General features: G+C 66.2%; 21 protein-coding genes. 8 read left to right on the top strand and 13 right to left on the bottom strand.

Annotation, left to right across the window (positions count from 1 at the left end; translation table 11 throughout):
- Positions 1 to 952 precede the first annotated feature (952 nt).
- The 4 genes from ACFXK0_RS19820 to ACFXK0_RS19835 are packed head-to-tail and all read right to left on the bottom strand — an operon-like array spanning position 953 to position 3,970.
- Positions 953 to 1,711: an ESX secretion-associated protein EspG gene (locus ACFXK0_RS19820; protein WP_379411964.1), complete on the bottom strand. Its 759-nt coding sequence runs from the start codon at positions 1,709 to 1,711 to the stop codon at positions 953 to 955.
- 33 nt (positions 1,712 to 1,744) lie between these two features.
- Complete coding sequence (locus ACFXK0_RS19825; protein WP_379411965.1) at positions 1,745 to 3,052, bottom strand: hypothetical protein; 1,308 nt, start codon at positions 3,050 to 3,052, stop codon at positions 1,745 to 1,747.
- Positions 3,053 to 3,430, bottom strand: a complete 378-nt coding sequence (locus tag ACFXK0_RS19830; protein ID WP_379411966.1) for a hypothetical protein — start codon at positions 3,428 to 3,430, stop codon at positions 3,053 to 3,055.
- A 12-nt stretch (positions 3,431 to 3,442) separates the two neighbouring features.
- Positions 3,443 to 3,970 (bottom strand): DUF3558 domain-containing protein, encoded by a 528-nt coding sequence (locus ACFXK0_RS19835; protein ID WP_379411967.1) that lies wholly within the window; start codon positions 3,968 to 3,970, stop codon positions 3,443 to 3,445.
- A 148-nt stretch (positions 3,971 to 4,118) separates the two neighbouring features.
- On the opposite strand from ACFXK0_RS19835, the gene ACFXK0_RS19840 reads away from it, so the two are divergent.
- The gene (locus tag ACFXK0_RS19840) at positions 4,119 to 4,424 is read left to right on the top strand and encodes a hypothetical protein (RefSeq protein WP_379411968.1); all 306 of its coding nucleotides are present in this window, start codon (positions 4,119 to 4,121) and stop codon (positions 4,422 to 4,424) included.
- Here the strand turns inward: ACFXK0_RS19840 and ACFXK0_RS19845 are convergent.
- The gene (locus ACFXK0_RS19845; RefSeq protein WP_379411969.1) at positions 4,414 to 5,046 is read right to left on the bottom strand and encodes a maleylpyruvate isomerase family mycothiol-dependent enzyme; all 633 of its coding nucleotides are present in this window, start codon (positions 5,044 to 5,046) and stop codon (positions 4,414 to 4,416) included. The genes ACFXK0_RS19840 and ACFXK0_RS19845 overlap by 11 nt on opposite strands.
- Positions 5,047 to 5,163: 117 nt before the next feature.
- On the opposite strand from ACFXK0_RS19845, the gene ACFXK0_RS19850 reads away from it, so the two are divergent.
- On the top strand, positions 5,164 to 5,544 hold the full coding sequence (locus ACFXK0_RS19850; protein WP_379412020.1) for a MarR family winged helix-turn-helix transcriptional regulator: 381 nt from the start codon (positions 5,164 to 5,166) through the stop codon (positions 5,542 to 5,544).
- Here the strand turns inward: ACFXK0_RS19850 and ACFXK0_RS19855 are convergent.
- A complete protein-coding gene (locus ACFXK0_RS19855) occupies positions 5,494 to 6,897 on the bottom strand; it encodes an Abi family protein (protein WP_379411970.1) in 1,404 nt (467 codons plus the stop codon). The genes ACFXK0_RS19850 and ACFXK0_RS19855 overlap by 51 nt on opposite strands.
- 180 nt (positions 6,898 to 7,077) lie before the next feature.
- Positions 7,078 to 7,479 (bottom strand): hypothetical protein, encoded by a 402-nt coding sequence (locus ACFXK0_RS19860; protein ID WP_379411971.1) that lies wholly within the window; start codon positions 7,477 to 7,479, stop codon positions 7,078 to 7,080.
- A 311-nt stretch (positions 7,480 to 7,790) separates the two neighbouring features.
- Between ACFXK0_RS19860 and ACFXK0_RS19865 the strand changes: the two genes are divergently transcribed.
- From ACFXK0_RS19865 to ACFXK0_RS19885, 5 genes are all read left to right on the top strand, one after another.
- On the top strand, positions 7,791 to 8,951 hold the full coding sequence (locus ACFXK0_RS19865) for an FAD-binding oxidoreductase (RefSeq protein ID WP_379411972.1): 1,161 nt from the start codon (positions 7,791 to 7,793) through the stop codon (positions 8,949 to 8,951).
- Between the two features lie 44 nt (positions 8,952 to 8,995).
- On the top strand, positions 8,996 to 9,748 hold the full coding sequence (locus ACFXK0_RS19870) for an FAD-binding oxidoreductase (protein WP_379411973.1): 753 nt from the start codon (positions 8,996 to 8,998) through the stop codon (positions 9,746 to 9,748).
- A 437-nt stretch (positions 9,749 to 10,185) separates the two neighbouring features.
- Positions 10,186 to 10,728 (top strand): hypothetical protein, encoded by a 543-nt coding sequence (locus tag ACFXK0_RS19875; protein ID WP_379411974.1) that lies wholly within the window; start codon positions 10,186 to 10,188, stop codon positions 10,726 to 10,728.
- A 343-nt stretch (positions 10,729 to 11,071) separates the two neighbouring features.
- A complete protein-coding gene (locus tag ACFXK0_RS19880) occupies positions 11,072 to 11,338 on the top strand; it encodes a type II toxin-antitoxin system Phd/YefM family antitoxin (protein ID WP_379411975.1) in 267 nt (88 codons plus the stop codon).
- Positions 11,326 to 11,730 (top strand): PIN domain-containing protein, encoded by a 405-nt coding sequence (locus tag ACFXK0_RS19885; RefSeq protein WP_379411976.1) that lies wholly within the window; start codon positions 11,326 to 11,328, stop codon positions 11,728 to 11,730. Before ACFXK0_RS19880 ends, ACFXK0_RS19885 begins: the two co-directional genes overlap by 13 nt.
- A gap of 3 nt (positions 11,731 to 11,733) precedes the next feature.
- On the opposite strand, the gene ACFXK0_RS19890 is transcribed toward ACFXK0_RS19885, so the two are convergent.
- From ACFXK0_RS19890 to dnaK, 5 genes are all read right to left on the bottom strand, one after another.
- On the bottom strand, positions 11,734 to 12,903 hold the full coding sequence (locus ACFXK0_RS19890) for a globin domain-containing protein (protein ID WP_379411977.1): 1,170 nt from the start codon (positions 12,901 to 12,903) through the stop codon (positions 11,734 to 11,736).
- 615 nt (positions 12,904 to 13,518) lie between these two features.
- Complete coding sequence (locus ACFXK0_RS19895) at positions 13,519 to 13,920, bottom strand: heat shock protein transcriptional repressor HspR (protein ID WP_375931303.1); 402 nt, start codon at positions 13,918 to 13,920, stop codon at positions 13,519 to 13,521.
- On the bottom strand, positions 13,920 to 15,110 hold the full coding sequence (dnaJ, locus tag ACFXK0_RS19900; RefSeq protein ID WP_379411978.1) for a molecular chaperone DnaJ: 1,191 nt from the start codon (positions 15,108 to 15,110) through the stop codon (positions 13,920 to 13,922). The genes ACFXK0_RS19895 and dnaJ overlap by 1 nt, the downstream gene beginning before the upstream one ends.
- Positions 15,111 to 15,131: 21 nt before the next feature.
- Positions 15,132 to 15,647, bottom strand: a complete 516-nt coding sequence (gene grpE / locus ACFXK0_RS19905) for a nucleotide exchange factor GrpE (protein WP_379412021.1) — start codon at positions 15,645 to 15,647, stop codon at positions 15,132 to 15,134.
- 35 nt (positions 15,648 to 15,682) lie between these two features.
- A complete protein-coding gene (gene dnaK, locus ACFXK0_RS19910) occupies positions 15,683 to 17,545 on the bottom strand; it encodes a molecular chaperone DnaK (RefSeq protein ID WP_379411979.1) in 1,863 nt (620 codons plus the stop codon).
- Between the two features lie 414 nt (positions 17,546 to 17,959).
- Between dnaK and ACFXK0_RS19915 the strand changes: the two genes are divergently transcribed.
- A complete protein-coding gene (locus tag ACFXK0_RS19915) occupies positions 17,960 to 18,232 on the top strand; it encodes a hypothetical protein (RefSeq protein WP_379411980.1) in 273 nt (90 codons plus the stop codon).
- Positions 18,233 to 18,416: 184 nt separating this feature from the next.
- On the opposite strand, the gene ACFXK0_RS19920 is transcribed toward ACFXK0_RS19915, so the two are convergent.
- Positions 18,417 to 20,216, bottom strand: coding sequence for a dynamin family protein (locus ACFXK0_RS19920; RefSeq protein ID WP_379412022.1), 1,800 nt, complete (start codon positions 20,214 to 20,216; stop codon positions 18,417 to 18,419).
- Positions 20,217 to 20,242 lie beyond the last annotated feature (26 nt).

Here is a 20,242-nt window from a genome sequence, read left to right on the forward strand (position 1 = left end):
TGAGCGCCAACTCACCGAACGGCCTGGGTACGAAACAGGTAGAGCTGTTCGCACCGTGGGATGAAATCCTACATGCAACGGCTCGACGCTTCATGGCGTCGGGCCTTCGTCGTTCCGGGGTGAGGTCTGCCCCGCGCCGACGGGCTACCTGTGTCGTGTCTGGGCCCGGCCGCTCCTGTCGGTCGTTATCGGAGAGCCCGACCGAGGGACAGACAACCCTGACACCCAGCCTCCTGCGAGTACCACCGTCGTACGCCTCGCACGTACGCACCTGGTCGGTTCGGGAGTGCACACCTTCGACCGGGTCCAACCTTTGCCACACGCCGACACCGGCGCGGGGCTACCAGTGTTGGCCGAGGACGCGAATCGGGGTTTGGTGCGGGGAACCGGGCAGGGACGGTTACGACACCGGCACCCTTGGGTGCTCCGATCGGGGCTCGTGACTTGTCAGCACATCGACAGGAAGGGATCGCTGTGAGTCACCATGAATTCACACTGGAGCTCGACCACACGCCGACCGAGAACAAGCTCGATGCTCTGTTCGAAGCCGGGCTGGACGACTCGACGCCGGAGTTCGGGCCGCACAGCACGCCGCGGCTGCATGTCCACCGAGACGGCGACTCACTGACGGCAGCTGTTGCCAGCGCGATAGCTCAGACAGAAGCCGTGGGCTTCACGGTGGTCGGAGTGCACCACGCACACCCCGGACAAGGAGAATGGGGCCCCGCACGCGAGGCCCCATTCTGAACTTCCTTTGTCCGCGGGGGGAGGCCGAAGCCCGCAAGTCCCACGGCCCATCAAGAGCCGATCTTCACTCGCAACCTGTCTGATGATCTCACGCGCTTGGTCGACCTGATCGAGCTTCGGTGCACCGACACCGCGGCATGGGTCCGCTCGATGGAAGAGGTGAGCACGATCATTTCGCAACGGCCATAGGTGGGGCGAGGCTCTATCAGAGCGACCTGTAGGTGGCGGTGCGGGCTTTGGCGGCGGTGGTGGAGAGGATGGTGGTGAGGGTTTGGTGGATGCGGGTCGTGGTGGTGGGTTTGGCGATGAAGGTGGTGTCGCCGTAGAAGACGTAGCGGCCGTCGTTGGTGAGGTCGTGGAGCTGGAAGTCGTCGCGGCCTTCGGTGTGGCGGTTGTCGATGCTGGCGTGGGCGTAGACGCCGATGTGGGTGAGCGTGTCGGTGGGTTTGGCGAGAAAGGACTCGAGCTGTTCGCGGGGGGTCGGGTCCCACGGGTCGCGGGTGTCGGGGCGCTGGGCGGCGAGTTCGGCTGCGGTGACACGGATTTCGCGGCCGGAACCCGCGCGGACACGGGGCAGGGTGGACAGGACGGCGGCGGCGAGGGACTTGGGCGGGAGTAGGTGCAGGGTGATGTCGCCGGGGGTTCGTTCGTCGCCGGGAGCCTGAATCGCCAAGGCGGCGTACTTGTCCCGGGTGCCGCCGTGGGCGCGGATGGTGCGCACCCCCCGGGTGGCGCCGGCGACCTCGACGCGCGCGTGCGGCACCAGCAGGGCCGCCATGGCGCGGTCGAGATCGCTGTCGTATTCGGCCATCAGGGTTTCGGCGGCCTTGCTGCGCAGGCGCAGGACCTCGGCCTGGGACTCGACCTCGGTGTGCCGATGGTGCAGCGGATACGGGAGGACGTCGCGGCCTGCCGCTTCCCATAGGGTGCGGAAGTCGAGAGCGGTGAGATGCCAGGTGCGCACGGGAGATCTACTCTGTTCCATCAGGATTCGCGACTAGTCCCCGCCGATGACGGGCGGGACCATCTTGGGCAAGTTGTCCAGACCGGTGAGTTCGTCACCGTGTTCCTGAGTGATGAGGTAGTCGGGGATCGCCTTGGACGACTCGTCGTCCTGGCCGCCGCCGCGCGCGCCGGGGCCCATCATGCCGGGCGAGCCCGTGCGACCCGATGCGCCCGCGCCTGCTGCCCTGGTACCGGCCGCGGTGGTACCAGCGGTCGGGGAGCCGGGGACCGCGCCGCCGGGAGTGCCCGGAGTACCCGCGCCCGGGGTGCCGCCACCGGGAGTGCCTGCGCCGCTGGGGCTTCCGGCGGGCGAGCCGCCGGGGTTGGCGGTGTTCGGGGTCGTGCCCGCGGGCGTGGTGCCCGCCGGGACGGTGGACTGCGGGGTGGTCGAGTCCGGGGTGGTCGGATCGTCGTCGGTCGTCGGGTTGCCGGTGGTGGTGTCGTCGGTGTCGTCGGGATCGGACGGGGTGGTCGACGCGGGGGTGGTCGGGGTCGTCGGTTGATCCGTGGACGGAATGGTCGAATTCGGTGTGATGGAACCAGGTTTCGGAGATGTGCCGCCGGGAATTTCGGGACTGCCACCGGACTCGATGGTCTTCGGGATCGGAATGACCGGGACCTTGTCGTCGGACTCGTGAATGACCGGCGCGTACACCGTCTGCAACACGCGCACCGCCTCCACACGCGCATTCTCCTGTGCCACATCGTCATTGCGCCACGAACGGCCCTGGAGCAGGCCGAGGGCGTTGTCGACGCCGCTGCGGTGTTCGGGGGCGAAGGGCACGAGTCGCTTGGTCGGTTCGAGACCGGTGCGGAGTTCGTCGAGCTTGCTGCTGGTGAGCGCGGCCGCGGTGGTGACCTTCTTGCCGGTGGTGTCGTAGGCGGCCACGGTCTGCGCGGCCGCCGTCGCGGCGGCACCCGACCAGACATCCGGCGACATACCGCGCGCGATCTGCTTACGGAACTCGTCGAGGGAAGTGCTGTTGCGCGTGGAGATCTCGTTCCAGGCGCTGATCAGATCGCTGACGGCATTGATATCGATCTTGTCGACCTTGGCGCGCAGTTCGGTGACCGAGCCTTCGAAGGCATCGGTCTTGGTGACCACCGCCGGACGGTATTCGCCGTCGAAGGCGAGGTCGCTGGCGCGCTCGCGGGCGCGGGTGCGCTGATCGTTGAACTGGTCCTGGATATCGGCGATCTCGGAGGAATCGAGTTCGTTGTCGTCGCCGGTGAACGGGGTCATGACGAAGCGGCGGAGGCCGCCGAGGAGGTCGATGCCGTCGAGGTTCGGGTAGGACATTCAGTTCACCTGCTCGGTGATGTAGTCGAGGGCGTTGGCGTTTTCGATGTCTTTGCCTGCTACGCGTTTGAAGGAGATGGAGAAGACCTCGCGGAGGTCCTTGACCGCTTCGATGTCCGACATGAGCACCTCGTATATCGAGTTCGGCTCACCCACAGCTTGGGAGCGAAACTTCGTCTCGAGCACCCTGGCCATGTCGAAATCGCCGAAACCAGTGACGTTCTGGGCTCGCCGTGTCACATTGACCAAGTCTTGGAGGTCGGCAAGGCGCGCGTCGCAAGCCTTGAACATATGGAACGCCGCGGCCTCGTCGTCCAGATGGACTTCACCGGCCTTGACCTGTGAAAGCAGCTGGCTGTAGGGCGTCGAATCTGCCATTACCGCCTCCCTCTACTTCGGGAACACCGGAACGAGGACGGCTCCGGCGCGTTGCAGGTACACGCACGGATCTTCCAGCGGCCCGTCGGCAATAGCCGAATTTCCGATCCCCAACTGAACGACGCCCTGTTCGGTCGGGAAGACCACATCGCAAAACAGGTTGCGGGTATCACCCTCGACCTTGAACTGACGGCCCTGCCGACCGGCGATGGTGACATCGGTGAACCCGGTATTTCCCGGCTTCGCCTCGAAGTCGGCGACGCTCATAGCGGTCGTATAGACGGTCAGGGCGTACTCGTCGCCGCTCCATCCACAAATCTCCCACCCAGACTGGTGGACCCCCGCGACACCGGCTTCCTCCGTCGACGGATCAACCCCCGCAGCCGTCAACGTCTGATCCGAAATCTCCGAGCACGGATCCCACAGCGCCGGCTGCACCGTCGTCGTAGCCCCCTGCGGCGACGTCTCCCCGGACTCACATCCGACCACCCCGACAACCGCCACCACGGCCGTCGCCAACGCCATACCTGCGCGTTTCATCCCCGCCCCTTCTCGCCGGTCATTGCTCTGACCAGGCACATTAGCACGATCGGCCATGGTGAGCGGGGGCCGCGTAGGTTGGTCCACTATGAGCGATCTCCGACTTTCGGCGCCTTTCGACGGGCGTGATTCCGAAGGCAAACCGGTGGTGAACCGACCCGCTATCGACCCGCAGATCCGGGATCGAGTGCTGGCCTATCTCGAGCACGCACCGGTGGTGTTGAGCGCGCGCAGCTTCAGCGCCGATGATTTCTCCCCCGCGGACCGGGACGTCCCGATGAATTTCCAGACCGACGGGGTGTTCGTCTGGCCGGGCGCGGTCCCGCATTACCTGCGCAAGTACGGGCTGCCGCCGGAGCCGGCGCTCGTCCAGCACATCGTCGCGCGCGGGTTCACCCTCGGCGAGGTGGCCGAGGAAGATCGCCGGCGCGCCGTTGCCAAGATCACGGGCTGACCGGGTCGAGTAGTTCGAGGCCCGCGCCGCGCAGCAGGGGGAGCACGCTGCGCCTGCCCGTGAGCAAAAGCAGCAGATCCACAGTGCTGCCGCGTATTTCGGGGCCCGCGCCCACGGTGAAACTCGCGTCGTCGGCGATCAGGTGGACGTGGCGGTAGGTGCGGCGGGCCCAGAAGGGCCAGCCCATCGTCCAGACGCGGGTGGCGGCGACAGCCGCGGCGGCGGGTGCTACCTCGATGGTCCGGCCGAGTGGGCGGGCGATGTCCTGGGCGTGGACGATCACGTCGTAGTGGATGTTGCGGTAGTTGGTGACCACGGGCAGGCGGCGTGAGTCGGCGACGCGGGCCAGGTCGGCGGCCGGATCGGGGACGGTGTCCGCGTGGCGGACGGCCAGGTCGTGGTTGAGGCGGTGGAAGCTGCCGCGGGCGCGCACGGTCTCGCGGAGCAGGCCGAGCGGGCCGGGTGGTTGCGGGGCCAGGGCGACGTGCGCGGCGACGTCGCGGATGCGCCAGCCGGCGCACAGGGAGGGCGCGTCCAGTTCGGCGGGGGTGAGCTGGACCAGCAGGTCCGCGAGGGCGCGACGCTGGCCTGCGATGGTTCGCCAGTGCTGTTCGACATCCACGACCGGCCTCCATTTCGTCAGCCTTTCTGACTAATATAGTCAGTGAAGCTGACTGGATCAAGGAGTGGCGTGAGCGACCTCAACCTCGGTGTCCTGCTGTTCGTGCCCTACCGGGAGATGGAACGACGAGTCTTCCTCGCGCTCGCCGAGGCGGGCTTCGACCTCACTCCCGCCCAGGCCAGACTGGTCGCCCGGATCGCGCCGGGCGGGTCGCGCCTGACCGAGCTGGCCGCCCAGGCCCAGGTCACCAAGCAGACCGCGGGCGTACTCGTCGACCAGCTCGTGCGTAACGGCTACCTGAAACGGGAACCCGACCCCCGCGACGGCCGCGCCCGCCTACTCGTCCCGGACGAGCGCGGCAGACAGGCCGTCGAGGTGGCGAACCGGGCCGCCCGGCAGGTCGAGGACGAATGGATCACCCATCTGGGCTCCCGCGCTGCCCGCGATCTACGAAGTTCCCTCGAGCTGCTCCGGGAGATCACCGACCCGTACCGATGACGCCGAATATTGTCCTGGTGCCGGGATAGTCGCCGCCAGGAGACATGCGCGAGTTGATTCCGACTCCAGCATCGTCATCGGCACACCACCCGCTATGCCGTCGTTGGGCGTAATCCACCATCGCGCCGCATCCCATGGCCGTGCGCCAACCGCCAACGCTTGGTTGATGCGTCGCACCACAGGGTGGATACACCGGTTGTCGACATCGAATTGAAAGCGAGGAAAACGGTAGGACCGGCCGACCAGCAATCCGAGCAACTGATCCCGCGACCGCATGTAGCGGACTGCGCTCGCCCGACGTTCGGGGACGGTCCTGAGATCGATCAGATGACCGACTTCGGATGTACTCGAGCACTCGAAATGTCTCAGGATGTCCCGATGCTCCGCGGGAACAGGGTCAGCGCCGGGAACATAGCCCGGAGTCCAGATGTCCGCACTCGACCAGCCCGCCGGGCAGCCCATGTACGTGTCCGACAATCCCAGCGACCCGAAGGTGCTGGTCATCAAGTCGACGGCTCGATGGCGCCACCCCGAGGCAGCGTCGAGCCGAGTAGTGAGGAAGGCGAGCACTGCCAGCGCGGCATATATGCGCGACTTGGGTCGCTGGCCGGACGCATGCGCAAGTTCCGCGACACCATCCAGCCGACCGAACTGTTCGACCATGTTCCGGTTCCACAACCGACCATGATGAGCACAAATGTTGCGGATGTACTTCAAGCCCGCAATCCAGCTGCCGAGCGCCGCACCATCGCCATCACACTCCGCATCGAACACTCCGAACATCTCGGCAACAGCGTTCTTCTGGCGTGGCTTCAAACCGTCCATCAGGACGACCAGACTGCCGAACGTCATCAGCTCGGTAACGACCCAAATAGGCAGCGGCATACCATACTTGGACTTGAAATGGATGACGAAGTCTTCCTTCGACCGCTCCTCCTCGCCCCTGACATTCAGCAGCCACTTCGCATGCTCGCTGGCCAGCCAATGCGACCGACTGGCAATCGGCTGCCCCTCGTCGACATGGGTGAATGCGGGTTCGAGTGCCGCCGGGTCCAGATGAGCAAAGGCGCCCACTTCACCGAGCGCGTACCCCAAACGCATGCGCAACGCGACTTCGACACGCTCGATCCCGTCCAAGACGAGCAGCCTCAGCTTTCGGTCGAACTCGTACAGTTCGATGACCCGATCCAGCGTCGTTCCGGGAACGAACGCCTCGCCACGCCGAACGCCGCAATCACAGCCAGCTCCGCACTCCGGGGCGTGTTCGCGGAAGATGTACCAATAGCCACTCAGCCGGTAGTAACCGATCGCTAGCAACCGAGCCGACGCCACTGATTCGTCACCAACGTCCATACCACGCCCTCGCAACAGCTGGACCTGCTCGGACAGTGTCTTGTAGGGCTTGTCGTAACTGGTGACACGCGGTTGAGCGTTGATGGCAACTCCCCCTGCTAGTATCGAATCACATGGCCGGTCGTCCACTCCCGCACCAGGGAGGGACGGCCGGTTCTCTCGTTCGATGCGGCTGATCGTTCAGAGCTCTCCCCGCAGTTCACGCAGGCTCTTGCCAGAGGGAACATGGGTCCAGTGCTGCCAACCGTCGATCTCGGTACCGACCAGGTCCTTGAGAGCTCGGGACGGGGCTTCGTAGATTCCCCGCTCGGTACTTATGCCGCCGCCCTTGGTGACTACACCGATGAACACCTGCCCTTTTCTGACCCGTTCATGACGAAGACGATCGCCGACACCGACCAGCCCCGCATCGATCAGTGTCGACAACCGCCCGACAACGAGCGGGTCCGGTTTCGTGACGGGGCGAGGGGCGCCATCCAAGAGCAATCGCCGCAGTACATCGTTGGGTTGCTCAAAACCCTCGCGGAGGCGCACCAGCGCGTCGTACACCTCGTCGTCAATCTGGATCTCGTGCCTCTTCATCGCCGCTACCTCCGAGAGGAGGCTATCGCTTTCACTTCAAGACTTCAAGAATTCCAAGTGAAGCCATCGCGATCCCCCGCGGCGAGCATTGGATTACCCCATCTGGGGGCGCGGCAAGCGGCCAACTTGCGGGACTCGCTCGAGCAATTGCGCCAGATCACCGGCCCCTATCGATAGGATCCCTGCGGCCTGCCGGGAGGCGTGATGAGCATCCCTGCACCCAACCAGCAGTTTCGGGGGATACTGGAACCGGTGTCCGCCGTCGGGCGGGGCCACATCGCAGCAATTTCAGGGAAAGGGAGCTTGACGACGTGGATGCGCGTTCGCTTGCGCTGGTCCGCGCCGATTTCCGCGGGGTGTCGGAGGCACCGGGCGGTCCTGAGCGGCTGATCAGCGCGTTCTACGGTCACCTGTTCGCACAGGATCCGAGATTGCGAGAACTGTTCCCGCCCGCGATGGACATGCAACCCAAGCGGCTCGTCACGGCGCTGCAGTTCGTCCTCGACAACCTCGAGGACTTCGATCGCGCGCAGAAATTCCTCGAGCAACTGGCCCGCGACCACCGGAAATACGGGGTCGAGGCCGACCACTACGACCTGGCCGGACGCGCGCTGCTCAGCGCGCTGCGCACCTTCCACGGCAACCGCTGGACCAGGGAACTGCACGACGGCTGGAGCGACATCACCATCCTGGTCTCGGCCGCGATGGCGATCGGCGCCAACTCCGACAAGTCGCAGCCGTACTGGGACGCGACCGTCGTCGGTCATCGGCGCGTGCTCGACGACCTGGCGATCGTGCGCCTGCAAGCCGACGGGCCCATCCCGTTCAAGGCCGGACAGTACGTGCCGGTGGCGATTCCGCAGCGGCCCAATATGTGGCGCTACTTCTCCCCCGCCATCCCGGCCAACCCGTACGGCGAGATCGAATTCCATGTGCGGCGCATCAGCGGCGGCTGGGTGAGCCCGGCCATCGTCAACGACACCAAGGTCGGGGACCGGTGGAAGATCGCCGGACCGCTCGGTGGCCTGCACGTGGACCGGGAATCCGGGCGCGACGTGCTGCTCATCGGCGCCGGGACCGGGATCGCGCCGTTGCGCGCGCAGCTGATCGAGATGAGTCAGCGCGGAATCAACCCGCGGGTGCATTTCTTCGTCGGCGGCCGGTACCCCGGCGACCTGTACGACGTGAACAACATGTGGCAGCTGTCCCAGTCGAACCCGTGGCTGACGATCGTGCCGGTGTGCGAGGAGAACACCAATCCCTGGTGGTATCCCCAGGATTCGGCCGAGCCGCCGATCGGCATGCATCGTCGGCTGATCGGTAATCTGGGTGCGGTGGTGACCAGCTTCGGCAACTGGGCGGATCGGCAGATCCAGATCGCCGGGTCGCCGCGGATGATCGCCGACACCCGCCGCGCCCTCATCCGGGCGGGCACACCCAGCCAGATCATCGCCGCCGACCCCGTCAGCTGAACCATCCGCTCCGCACCCGATGCGGAGGCGACCAAGGAGCGCCAGTGAGCGAGTACCCGGATCCCGCGTGGACGGCGACGGTCGTCGGCCATCACCGTCTGCGCAACGATCTGGCCGTCATCCGGTTGATCGGCGATTTCGTGCCGTTCACGGCGGGCGGGTCGGTCGAGGTGGAGGTGCCGCAGCATCCCGGGGTGCGCCGCCGGTACTCCCCCGCGCTGCCGCCCTCGCTGGACGGGAAACTGGAGTTCCATGTGCGCACGGTGCCCGGGGGCTGGTGTTCGAGTTCGATCGTGAGCGACACCCAGCCGGGTGATCAGTGGCGGATCCATGCTCCGTACGGGGTGTTCGATGTCCACCCCGAGGCGACCGACCTGGTGATGATCGCCGGCGGCACCGGCCTGGCCCCCATGCGCGCCCAGATCCTCGACCTGTCCCGCCGCGAAATCCCGCCCCGCACCTACCTCTTCTACGGCGGCCGCTCCCCCCGCGACCTCTACGCCTCGGACATGCTGTTCCTGCTATCCGGCGAATTGCCCTGGCTGACAGTCATTCCCGTCGTCGAAAGCCCCGACGACCCGGCCATCCGCGACGAATGGCACGAACAAACCCGCTCCGACATCGGCTTCACCCCCGAAGAAATGCTCTACGGCACCCTCGCCGACGTAGCCGCCACCCACGGCCCCTTCCCCCACCAGGTCCTGGTCTGCGGGTCACCGGCCATGGTCCGCACCACGGTCGACCGCCTCATCGAAACAGGCACACCCGCCGCGAACATAATCTCCGAAGGCGCCTGATCTCTGCCGATCGCCCTCCGATAGTTCGTGACAGACGGCACCGAGTTCGAGTTCACGGTTGTCACCACCGACAGGCGCGCCGATTTCAGCGAGCATCCCGAGGTGAAAGTCCGCCACGTCGGATAATGCTCGGACCGACTCGCATACGAGAATCGGATCGGAGTCGACATGAAGAGGATCTTCGCGACAATCGCACTTCTCTGTGCCGTATGTGGGCTCAGCGGCTGCTCGGCGAGTTCGGAAGGCCCGCCGAGATCGACATCTCCGACGCAGGTCGAGGTCAGTCCGACAACAGGCGCGGCGACCCCCACCAGCGTCGCGGCGACGTCACCCGATGCCGACGCTCACGGCTTCCTCGTCTTCGGGGGAGCTGCGCGATGCCTCGGCAACGACAACGCCGAGATGTTCATGCGGACCGACAAGTCCGCGCTGGTTGTGTGCCGCAGCGAACCGATCGCCTCTACTACCGTGGCTATCGAATAGCCGACGGCGCCACGATCGATCTCTACGACGTATCCCGACGCGCCGATGGAGGCTTCGTCGCGGTCAACGCACCCGACAACGCACGCTACGAGATCAGCTCCGACGGCTTCCAGCTCATCCAGAACGGCACCGTCGTCGTGAGCGAATCAGCGGTTGCAGTGGGGCCTGGCCCCGATCCGGGCAGCCTGCCCACTCCGTCGGCGTCCTCCGCGCCGACTGTCGTGCTCGGCGCAGCGATGGGCCCGACAGCGCGAGGCTACGGCTCGGAGCACCCCACAGCGATTTCATTGGGTTCCTGCGCCAACTTGATCTCGGAGATCGTCTGGACCGATTGGGGCGCCCCGACAGCGCACGGCAACGGCCGGGCTTGCGTCCAATTCGGAGAGCCTCCGCAATACCCGCTGGTTGCCTCGAACATCGGTATGTGCCAAGGAGTTCCGGCCTATCGGACCTTACAGATCAGCACCAATCCACCTCAGGATATTTGCGGCGGCTGAGGAAAGAATTGCATGTCACACTCGATCGGGATCTGGCGCCGCCCAGGTACGGCGATCTATCGGTGGGAGTCCGACTACGGGGGCGTAGCCGGGCAGCATGGATTCGTTCGGATATATCCTGAAATCGACTCCGCGCGACCCTGCACCGAGGCCGGTGAGCCGATCGGCGACATGACACTCACATCGACCGGGGTAGCAGGCTCCGCCGAGGGCGTTCATCGACGCCTATTCCTCCAGATCTCCTTGGCGATATTGCGAGGTGTCGATTCAGCGGGTGAACTTCCGGCGACTGCGCACCAACACTACGGATGATCAGATTATCTGATTCTGATAGAATGACTCCATGAAGGAGATCAGTGCGACCGAGGCGGCGCGGGCGTTCGCGCGGGTTCTCGATGAGGCGGAGGCGGGTGAGGAGTTCGTCATCACTCGCAAGGGCGTGTGCGTGGCGCGGCTTGTCCCGGCTCCGCGCACCAACGGCCGAAGCTTGAACAGCCTGGCCCGGCAGTGGGCCGGGAACATCGGGCTGGATGCGGAGTTCGAGGCTGCTGTCGAGTCGATCGACCGGTTCGCGATCGCCGACGAAGACAGCGATCCATGGGAAAGCTGATACTCGATACCGGCATCCTGATCGCCGTCGACCGCGGCAGGATCGACCTGCCCGATGTCATCGCCGACGACGACAATGTCGCTGTCGCCGCTGTTGTCATCGCGGAGTACTTGACCGGACTCGCCGGGCAGACCAACCCCGGGAAACAAGCGAGCGCGCGCGCCTTTCTCGAGAAGTTCCGAGCTATCGTGCCGAGCATCCCTTACGACGACGCGGTCGCCGAACATCACGCAGAGCTGCTGACCCACGTCCGAAACGCGGGCACGCCGCGGGGTGCGCACGACCTGATCATCGCGGCGACCGCGCGTGCGACCGGTCGCACGGTTGTCACCACTGACCGGCGCGCCGATTTCGGTGGGCTGCCGGGGGTTGATGTTCGACTGGTCGGGTGACGCTCAGAACAGTGGGTCGTGGCGGATGGAGTCGGCTTGGGTGCCTGCGGCCATGAGGCGGAACTTGGTGGTTTGGACCATGGAGGGGGAGCCGACTATTTGGACGTCGCGGTCGGACCAGGGGCCGTAGCTGGCGACGACCTTGCCGATCTGGCCGGTCATGCGGGGTTCGAGGCCGGGTAGGTCGGTGTGGGGTTCGCCGGAGTCGAAATACCACCAGGGGTTTTCGTCGCTCTCGGTGACGGGGGTGACCGAGAGCCATTTGTTGGCGACGGCGAGCTGGCTGAGGACCTCGAGGTCGTAGAGGTCGCAGGGATGGTGGCCGCCGACGAACAGGTGCACCTTCGGGTTGACGCGGCGCTGGGCCATCGCCATGATCTGGGCGCGCAGCGGCGCGATGCCGGTGCCGCAGCCGACCATGAGCATCTTGCGTTTGGTGTTGCGCGGCACGCCGAGCCCGCCGAGCGGGGAACCGAGCTGCCACTGGTCGCCGACGGCGGTGTGCGCGACCATGGCCGGGCTGACCCACCCGCCGAGCACACTGCGCACGTGGAACTCGATCTCGCCGTTGGCATTGGCGGGGTTGGCCGGGGACAGGTAGCGCCACATCCGCGGCCGGGCCGGGATCTGCACACTGAGGTACTGACCCGCCGCGTACTCCATCGGCTGATCGAGCTGCACCCGGATGATCGATAGGTTGCGCAGCACCTCGCGGCACTCGACGACCGAGGCGGTCCAGACCGAGGGGGTGGTTTCCTTCTCGGCCGCGCTGATCATCGCGCCGCCGATCATGTCCAGCCCCTCGTCCCAGGCGGCGGCGACCTCGTCGGTCCACATCTCGGTGCCGGCGAACTCGCGCATGGCCGCCTTCAGCGAATTGGCCACGGCGTCATAGTGGTCGGGACGCACTCCGTACTTGCGATGGTCGCGCCCGAGCTGGGCCAGGAACGGCAGCAGCTTGTCGGGCTCCTCCAGCCGGTCGAGCGCGTAGCCGATGGCGGTGACCAGACGGTCGCGCTGGGCGTCCATGGCAGCCGGGAAGTAGTCACGGATCGGCGGGTAGTCCGTGAACAGGATCGAGTAGAACGACCTCGACAGCCGCTCGGGCCCACCGTCTTCCGCAGCAACCGCCTTGAACGTAGTACGGATCAAAGCGACAGTCCGCGAATCCATATGTGTCACAACCTCGTTTCGCCATCGAACGCAGTCCGCGCCGGCGAGTGACGGGCTGGGAGGACACTCGTCAGCAGCCGATGCCGAGAAGTCTAGGCGAGGTTTGCCAGCTTCGGAATCGTACTCTTAAACATCACACGTGTAATTCTAAACAAACCAGGGGGAACGCGGCAGTATCCCCGGAAAACGAACCCGGTGTCTGCAAAACGCATCGGAATGTGACCTCACACTTCCGTGATCTTCCCGGCATTTGCCCAGCCCGAAGGTCAATGTGCCTGGTAGAGCGACCTTTCCGCTACGGCAGCCGGTCGATCGAGGACGGCACGCCGGGCCATGACACGCGGGTAGCTGGGACTGGAGTGGCTGGCCGGAAATGCCGAATTGCCGCATCTTCGACCCGAATTCAGCGTCCATCCAGCAAACTTTCGCTCTGCCTCGGTGATATATCCCCACTTCACAGGGCTGGACCGGACCTTTCGGACAACAAGGTCAGTTAATAAAGTGGTTGCTGGATAGTCACCAGGCGATCGCCGATCGTTGTCCGGAGACGAACGAGCCCCCGGTCCGCATCCACCGCGATGGATATCGAACCGGGGGCCCGCGAATCGAACGATCTCAGCGCCGATGACGTGGCTGCCACACCACCAGTGCGGTACTGCGCTGAGGCGGGGTCAGGTCGGGCCGGTAGCCCGCCCGCAACCGCTCCAGCTCCGCACTCATCTCCTCGACGCGCTGCTGCAACGCCTCCACCTGGTTGGTGAGCTCGATGATGCGCTTGATGCCGGCGAGATTGACGCCCTCGTCCTGCGACAACCGCTGCACTTCGCGCAGCAGTTCCACGTCGCGGGCCGAATACCGGCGTCCGCCGCCCGAAGTGCGTTGGGGCGTGACCAAACCCAGCCGGTCATAGGTGCGCAACGTCTGCGCGTGCATACCCGCCAGCTGAGCCGCCACTGAGATCATGAAGAACTCGGCACGCGAGCCACCACCCGACGCGGACTTCGGACTATCGGACATCAAGCACCCGCCCATCCTGCACGCGGATCGAAGCCACTGGCCTTCTCGGCCTCCTGATAGCGCTTGAGCGCATCGGTGGCGTCGGAGTCCAGCGCCTGCGGAACCGCGACCTTCACCGTGACCAGCAGGTCACCGGCGCCGCCTGCCGCACCGCGCTTGGGCACACCGCGACCGCGTACCCGCAGGATACGCCCGTCGGCAGTGCCCGGCGGCACCTTCACGCCGACCCGGCCGTCCAGCGTCGGTACGGAAACAGTTGTCCCCAGCACCAATTCGCTGTAACTCACCGGGAGCACCAGGGTGAGGTCGTCGCCCTGACGGCCGAAGACCTTGTCCTGGCTGACGTGCACCGTGACATACAGGTCGCCCGACGGCGCCCCGCGCAGCCCCGCCTCACCCTGTCCGGCGAGCCGGATCTTCTGCCCATCGCTGACGCCCGGCGGAATCCGGACGGTGATGGTGCGGGTGCGGTTCTGGATGCCAGAACCCGAGCAGTCCGAGCACGGGTCGTCGATGATCGACCCGGTGCCGCGGCAGTCGTCGCAGGGCTCGCTGAAACCGAACGCACCCTGATTACGGCTGACGACACCGGCCCCGTTGCAGTTCGGGCACACCCGCGGGCTGGTGCCCGGCTTGGCGCCGGACCCGTGGCAGGTGGTGCACGGCGACGGACTGGTCATCCGCAGCGGCACGGTGACACCCTGAGCCGCCTCGCGGAAACCCAGCGTGGTCTCGGTCTCCACATCGGCACCGCGACGCGGACGGCTCGCACCGCGCGCGCCACCACCCCGGTTGAACAGCCCGCCCAGCAGATCGCCGAGCCCGCCGTCACCGGCTGCGCCACCGGCGCCACCGGCCTGACCGAAGATGTCACCGATATTGAAGTCCTGCGAGAAGCCGCCGCCCGCACCGGGATTGAACCCGCCGTAGGCACGGCCGCCACCGCCGCCGCCCGCGAACAGGCGGCGCGTCTCGTCGTACTCCTTGCGCTTGGCCGGGTCCGACAGCACCGCGTTGGCTTCGCTGACGGCCTTGAACCGCTCCTCGGCCTTGGTGTCACCCGGATTGGAATCCGGGTGCAGATCACGGGCCAGTTTGCGGTAGGCCTTCTTGATCTCGTCCTGCGAGGCGCCGGAGGAGACACCCAGCTCCTTGTAGAAGTCCTTCTCGATCCACTCCCGTTGGCTCACCGGGCATCTCCTCCTCTCGCTTTACTCGCTGTCGGCGTCGGCATCCGGATCCGATGCCTCGGCGACCTCGGCATCGGTTACCCCGACCATGGCATGCCGAAGCACCCGGTCGCCGAACCGATAGCCCTTGCGCATGACCACACCGATCACCGGATCCGCGCCCGAACCCTCGTGCTGCACTGCCTCGTGCAGCGTCGGGTCGAACGGATCACCGACGAGGCCGAACTCGACGAGACCCTGCTTGGTGAGCGCGGTCTCGAGCTTGTCGGCGACGGCCTTGAGCGGGCCGGTCTCCAGGTCGCCGTGCGCCCTGGCCCGGTCCAGATCGTCGAGCACGCCGAGCAGTTCGGTCACCACCGCGGCCTTGGCCGCGTCGATGTTGGCCTGCCGGTCGCGCTCGACCCGGCGGCGGTAGTTCGCGTATTCCGCGGTCAACCGCTGCAGGTCGGCCGTGCGCTCGGCCAGCTCGTCGCTGACCGGCGCCTCGGTCTCGGCGTCGAGCACCTCCGCCTCGGGGGCGTCGGTGTCCTCGACGATGTCGGTGATCAACTCCTGCTCGGAGTTGGCCTCGGTCACTTCTTGTCTGCCGGGTCGTCGACGACCTCGGCATCGACGACCTGGTCGTCGTCGGCCGGGCCCGCGCCATTACCGGCGGCGCCGGTCTGCGCGTCCTGGGCGGCCTGCGACTCGTAGATCGCCTGGCCGACCTTCTGCGACTCGGTGGCCAGCTTCTCCACCGCGGTCTTGATGGCCGCGATATCGGTGCCCTCGAGCGCCTTCTTCGCCTCGGCGACCGCGTTCTCGGCATCGGCCAGCAGCTCGGCCGACACCTGCGCGCCGCCCTCGCTCGCCTTCTGCTCGGTGATGAACTTCTCGGTCTGGTGCACCAGCGACTCGGCCTGGTTGCGGGTCTCGGCCTCTTCGCGGCGGGTCTTGTCCTCGGCGGCGTGCGCCTCGGCGTCCTTGACCATCCGGTCGATCTCTTCCTTGGACAGGCCGGAGCCGTCCTGGATCTTGATCTTGTTCTCCTTGCCGGTGCCCTTGTCCTTGGCGGTCACGTGCACGATGCCGTTGGCGTCGATGTCGAAGGTGACCTCGATCTGCGGCACGCCACGCGGGGCCGGGGGCAGGCCGGTCAGCTCGAAGGAACCGAGCAGCTTGTTGTGCGAGGCGATCTCGCGCTCACCCTGGAACACCTGGATCTGCACCGACGGCTGGTTGTCGTCAGCAGTGGTGAAAGTCTCCGAGCGCTTGGTCGGGATGGTGGTGTTGCGCTCGATGAGCTTGGTCATCACGCCACCCTTGGTCTCGATACCCAGCGACAGCGGGGTGACATCGAGCAGCAGGACGTCCTTGACCTCACCCTTGAGCACACCGGCCTGCAGGGCGGCGCCGACGGCGACGACCTCGTCCGGGTTCACGCCCTTGTTCGGCTCACGGCCACCGGTCAGTTCCTTGACCAGGTCGGAGACGGCGGGCATACGGGTGGAGCCACCGACGAGCACGACGTGATCGATGTCGGCCACGTTGATGCCGGCGTCCTTGATCACGGACTGGAACGGCGCGCGGGTGCGATCCAGCAGATCGGAGGTGATCTTCTGGAACTCCGAGCGGGTCAGCTGCTCGTCGAGGAACAGCGGGTTCTTGTCCGCGTCCACGGTGATGTAGGGCAGGTTGATCGAGGTGCTCTGGCTGGAGCTCAGCTCGATCTTCGCCTTCTCGGCGGCCTCGCGCAGACGCTGCAGGGCCATCTTGTCCTTGGTCAGGTCGATACCCGAGCTGGCCTTGAACTTGTCGACCAGCCAGGTCACGACGCGCTCGTCCCAGTCGTCGCCACCGAGGTGGTTGTCACCGGAGGTCGCGCGGACCTCGACGACGCCCTCGCCGATCTCCAGCAGCGAGACGTCGAAGGTGCCGCCACCGAGGTCGAAGACCAGGATGGTCTGCTCTTTGTCGCCCTTGTCCAGGCCGTACGCGAGCGCGGCCGCGGTGGGCTCGTTGACGATGCGCAGCACGTTCAGACCGGCGATCTGGCCGGCTTCCTTGGTGGCCTGACGCTGGGCGTCCTCGAAGTAGGCCGGGACGGTGATGACCGCGTCGGTGATCTCCTCGCCGAGGTAGGCCTCGGCGTCGCGCTTGAGCTTCATCAGCGTGCGCGCGGAGATCTCCTGCGGCGTGTACTTCTTGTCGTCGATCTCCACGGACCAGTCGGTGCCGATGTGGCGCTTGACCGAGCGGATCGTGCGGTCGACGTTGGTGACCGCCTGGTTCTTCGCGGGCTGACCGACGAGAACCTCGCCGTTCTTGGCGAAGGCGACGATCGAGGGGGTGGTGCGCGAGCCTTCCGAGTTCGCGACGACGACCGGCTCACCGCCTTCCAGCACGGCGACGACAGAGTTCGTGGTCCCGAGGTCGATTCCGACCGCACGAGCCATAGTGATTTCCTCCTGTTTGTACGTTTCTAGGACATCAGTCTCGAGCAACGCTGAGTGTGGTGGACTCAATCCTGCCCTCGAGATCCGTCCGGAGTCAACCCGGACTTGAGTCGGTCACACTCAATCTTGTTGATCAGCACAACCAGCAGCTGCGGCGATTCATTCCCGCGAACCCTAGCTATTCTTGCGCCGCCTGCGCTCAACCGCCGCCCGCGATGCGGGATCGTGACGGAGGCGATCGGGCCGGAGCCGACTTCGCCGAGGCGTTCCGGTACACATTGCTGCATGGGATCGGGATGCGGACGGACGCCCAGCCGCGCGAGCCCGAAATCGTCACAGTATGAAACTCCGCGAGGAATATTGGGGGCATCGATCGGGGACGAAAGACGGTCCCGAGCGGATAGTTTCGATGTCATGCAGTCATCGAAGGTTCAGTGGAAGCGTGGGATCAGCGGGGCGGCGCTGGCCGTCGCCGTGGTCGGGGGCGTGCTGATCGGGGGCGCGGGAACCGCGTCGGCCGACAGCGGTGTGAGTACGGTGGCCGACGACGGCTGCACGTTCTCCTCGGTCGGCGGATCGTGCAGCGACCCGGGACCGGTCGGCCACGCGCTGATCGCTTTGAAGGAGTTCGCCAAGAGCCTCGGCTACGGCACCGGCAGCTCCACCGGCACCGCCTACTTCATCTGATGGGCTGAACTCCTTCGGCGGGCCCTGAGCGGGCCCACCCACAACCACCGAGGGCAATTCCGCGCCCGCCTACGCCCGCCCATGCCGAACTAGCCAGCTGGTCAGTTGATCACCAGGCCACCAGGGAGACATCGCCCGAGAGGCGAAATCCCTGAGGGCCTGGTGATCAACTGACCAGGTGTCACTAGGCGAGGAGTTGGGGCTGGGTGTGGAATTGGTCGGCGTAGCGGCGGAGGTCGGCTACGGCGGTGAGGCGGCGTTCGAGGAGGGCGGTGCGGGTGGCACGGTCGGTGGCCGCTGAGGTGGCGGCTTCCTGTGCGGCAGTGAGAGATTCGTCGATGGAGCGGAGGCTGCGCTCGGCGATTCCCGCGTAGTGGTCGCGGAGGGCGCGGTGGATGCCGTGCATGCGATCCTTGGAATCCTTGCCCGCTTGGAAGGCGACATCGTCGAGGAAACGGCGGACGGCGTTCTTCGCCTCACCGCGGCGGCGGGTCAGACGGGCCTGCTTGTCGTCGCGGTAGGCCTTGCCACCGACCAGCACGCCCGCGCCGATCGAGATCGGGTTAAGCATCGCCAGGCCCGCGAAAGTCGTTGCCAGACCCACCATCAAGACGCCACCGTAGGAACCGCGCATACCGACGAGGACCTTCGAGACGACGCCGATATCGGGCTCCAGTTCGGCCAGGGTGCCGGTGCCGGTGACCGTACCCACGTGGTCGAGCGCTGCGGGAAGTTCGACGGCGCCGAGTTCCTGGAAATGTTCGGCGACGCGTTCGGCGAGGGACTCCGCGCGGGCGTGCGCCCACAGAAGGTTGTCTCCGAGGGCAGTATCGACTGTGCCGGTGAGCCATTCGGCGATGGCGTTCCAGTGACGGCCCGGGTCGTGGTCGTCGATCCACTCCTCGCCGGTACGGCTGATGGTGCGCAGACGTTCGCGCAGATCGTGGTCGACATCGCCGGCGAGATCGGTGATGCCGTCGGCGAGAGTCTGCTGCCAGGCGGCGGTGCGGCGATGGAGTTGCTGGGCAGTGGATTTGGCGGCGTGGAGTTCGGACAGTGCCGCCGCGGCATGTTGCGGGTCACGCAGGGCGACCAGTTCGCTGCCGATCGCGAGCGCGAGATGCTCTGCTGCCGAGGACATCTCCTGAGCGATGGCGGCGCGGGTGATCTGGTTGTCGCGGGCGACGACTTGGTCGCGCAGGAACTGGAACAGCTCGCCGAAGCCGGACTCGGCGCCGAGCTGGGTGTCCTGCAAACGCAGGGCGTGGGCGCGCAGCAGGGACGAGATCGGCAGGAGAGGCAGGTTGAGGCCGGCGGTGGTGAGGTGGTGGCGGTCGGCGGCGAAGACCTGGCGCCAGTGCGGGTAGAGATCGGTCTTGGTGAGCAATACCGCAGTGGCCGGGCACAACTCGGCCGCCTGGCGAACAAAAGTGAGTTCGGGAGCGGTGAGCTCCGTCGACGCGTCGGAGAGGATCAGGAGCGCGTCGGCGGAGGGGAGCAGCTCCAGCACGCTCATGGCCGTGCCGGAGCCGCCGATGCCCGGGGTGTCGACGAGGACGATGCCGTCGGCCAGCAGGGCGTTGGGCAGGTGGATCTCGATGCGGGCAAGCTGCTTGCCGGTGGGCGCCTCGACCACCGCGAGGTCGGCGAGGGGGAACTCGACTCGTTCCTCGGAACCCGTTGCCGCCAGCACCATTTCGGCGCGCGGCCGCTCGGCATAGGCGAGCTGGATCGGGACGGTGGTGGTGATGTCGTCGCCGACCGGGCAGATCTCCAGATTCAGCAACGCGTTGACGAACCGGCTCTTGCCCTGGTCACGCTGCCCCGCGACGACGATCCGCCTGCGCGGGTCGCGCGCCCTGGCCGCGGCTGTTTCCAGCCGGGCGACCAGGTCGTCGCGACCCGCAGCGCGGGCCGCCGTGACGGTGTCGTCGAGCACCGACAGCAATGTGTCCATCTCAGTGGAACAGGTCAGCGGCGACATGCTGGTCGGCCGCGACGGTCGACTCG

Source organism: Nocardia sp. NPDC059177, from assembly GCF_042755165.1.
Lineage (GTDB): Bacteria > Actinomycetota > Actinomycetes > Mycobacteriales > Mycobacteriaceae > Nocardia.

Excerpts from the sequence above, each read along its gene's own strand:
- ACFXK0_RS19825 (WP_379411965.1), bottom strand. The coding sequence starts at position 3,052 with ATGTCCTACCCGAACCTCGACGGCATCGACCTCCTCGGCGGCCTCCGC.
- ACFXK0_RS19830 (WP_379411966.1), bottom strand. The coding sequence starts at position 3,430 with ATGGCAGATTCGACGCCCTACAGCCAGCTGCTTTCACAGGTCAAGGCC.
- ACFXK0_RS19835 (WP_379411967.1), bottom strand. The coding sequence starts at position 3,970 with ATGAAACGCGCAGGTATGGCGTTGGCGACGGCCGTGGTGGCGGTTGTC.
- ACFXK0_RS19850 (WP_379412020.1), top strand. The coding sequence starts at position 5,164 with ATGGAACGACGAGTCTTCCTCGCGCTCGCCGAGGCGGGCTTCGACCTC.
- ACFXK0_RS19855 (WP_379411970.1), bottom strand. The coding sequence starts at position 6,897 with ATGGACGTTGGTGACGAATCAGTGGCGTCGGCTCGGTTGCTAGCGATC.
- ACFXK0_RS19860 (WP_379411971.1), bottom strand. The coding sequence starts at position 7,479 with ATGAAGAGGCACGAGATCCAGATTGACGACGAGGTGTACGACGCGCTG.
- ACFXK0_RS19880 (WP_379411975.1), top strand. The coding sequence starts at position 11,072 with ATGAAGGAGATCAGTGCGACCGAGGCGGCGCGGGCGTTCGCGCGGGTT.
- ACFXK0_RS19885 (WP_379411976.1), top strand. The coding sequence starts at position 11,326 with ATGGGAAAGCTGATACTCGATACCGGCATCCTGATCGCCGTCGACCGC.
- ACFXK0_RS19890 (WP_379411977.1), bottom strand. The coding sequence starts at position 12,903 with ATGGATTCGCGGACTGTCGCTTTGATCCGTACTACGTTCAAGGCGGTT.
- ACFXK0_RS19895 (WP_375931303.1), bottom strand. The coding sequence starts at position 13,920 with ATGTCCGATAGTCCGAAGTCCGCGTCGGGTGGTGGCTCGCGTGCCGAG.
- dnaK (WP_379411979.1), bottom strand. The coding sequence starts at position 17,545 with ATGGCTCGTGCGGTCGGAATCGACCTCGGGACCACGAACTCTGTCGTC.
- ACFXK0_RS19915 (WP_379411980.1), top strand. The coding sequence starts at position 17,960 with ATGCAGTCATCGAAGGTTCAGTGGAAGCGTGGGATCAGCGGGGCGGCG.
- ACFXK0_RS19920 (WP_379412022.1), bottom strand. The coding sequence starts at position 20,216 with ATGTCGCCGCTGACCTGTTCCACTGAGATGGACACATTGCTGTCGGTG.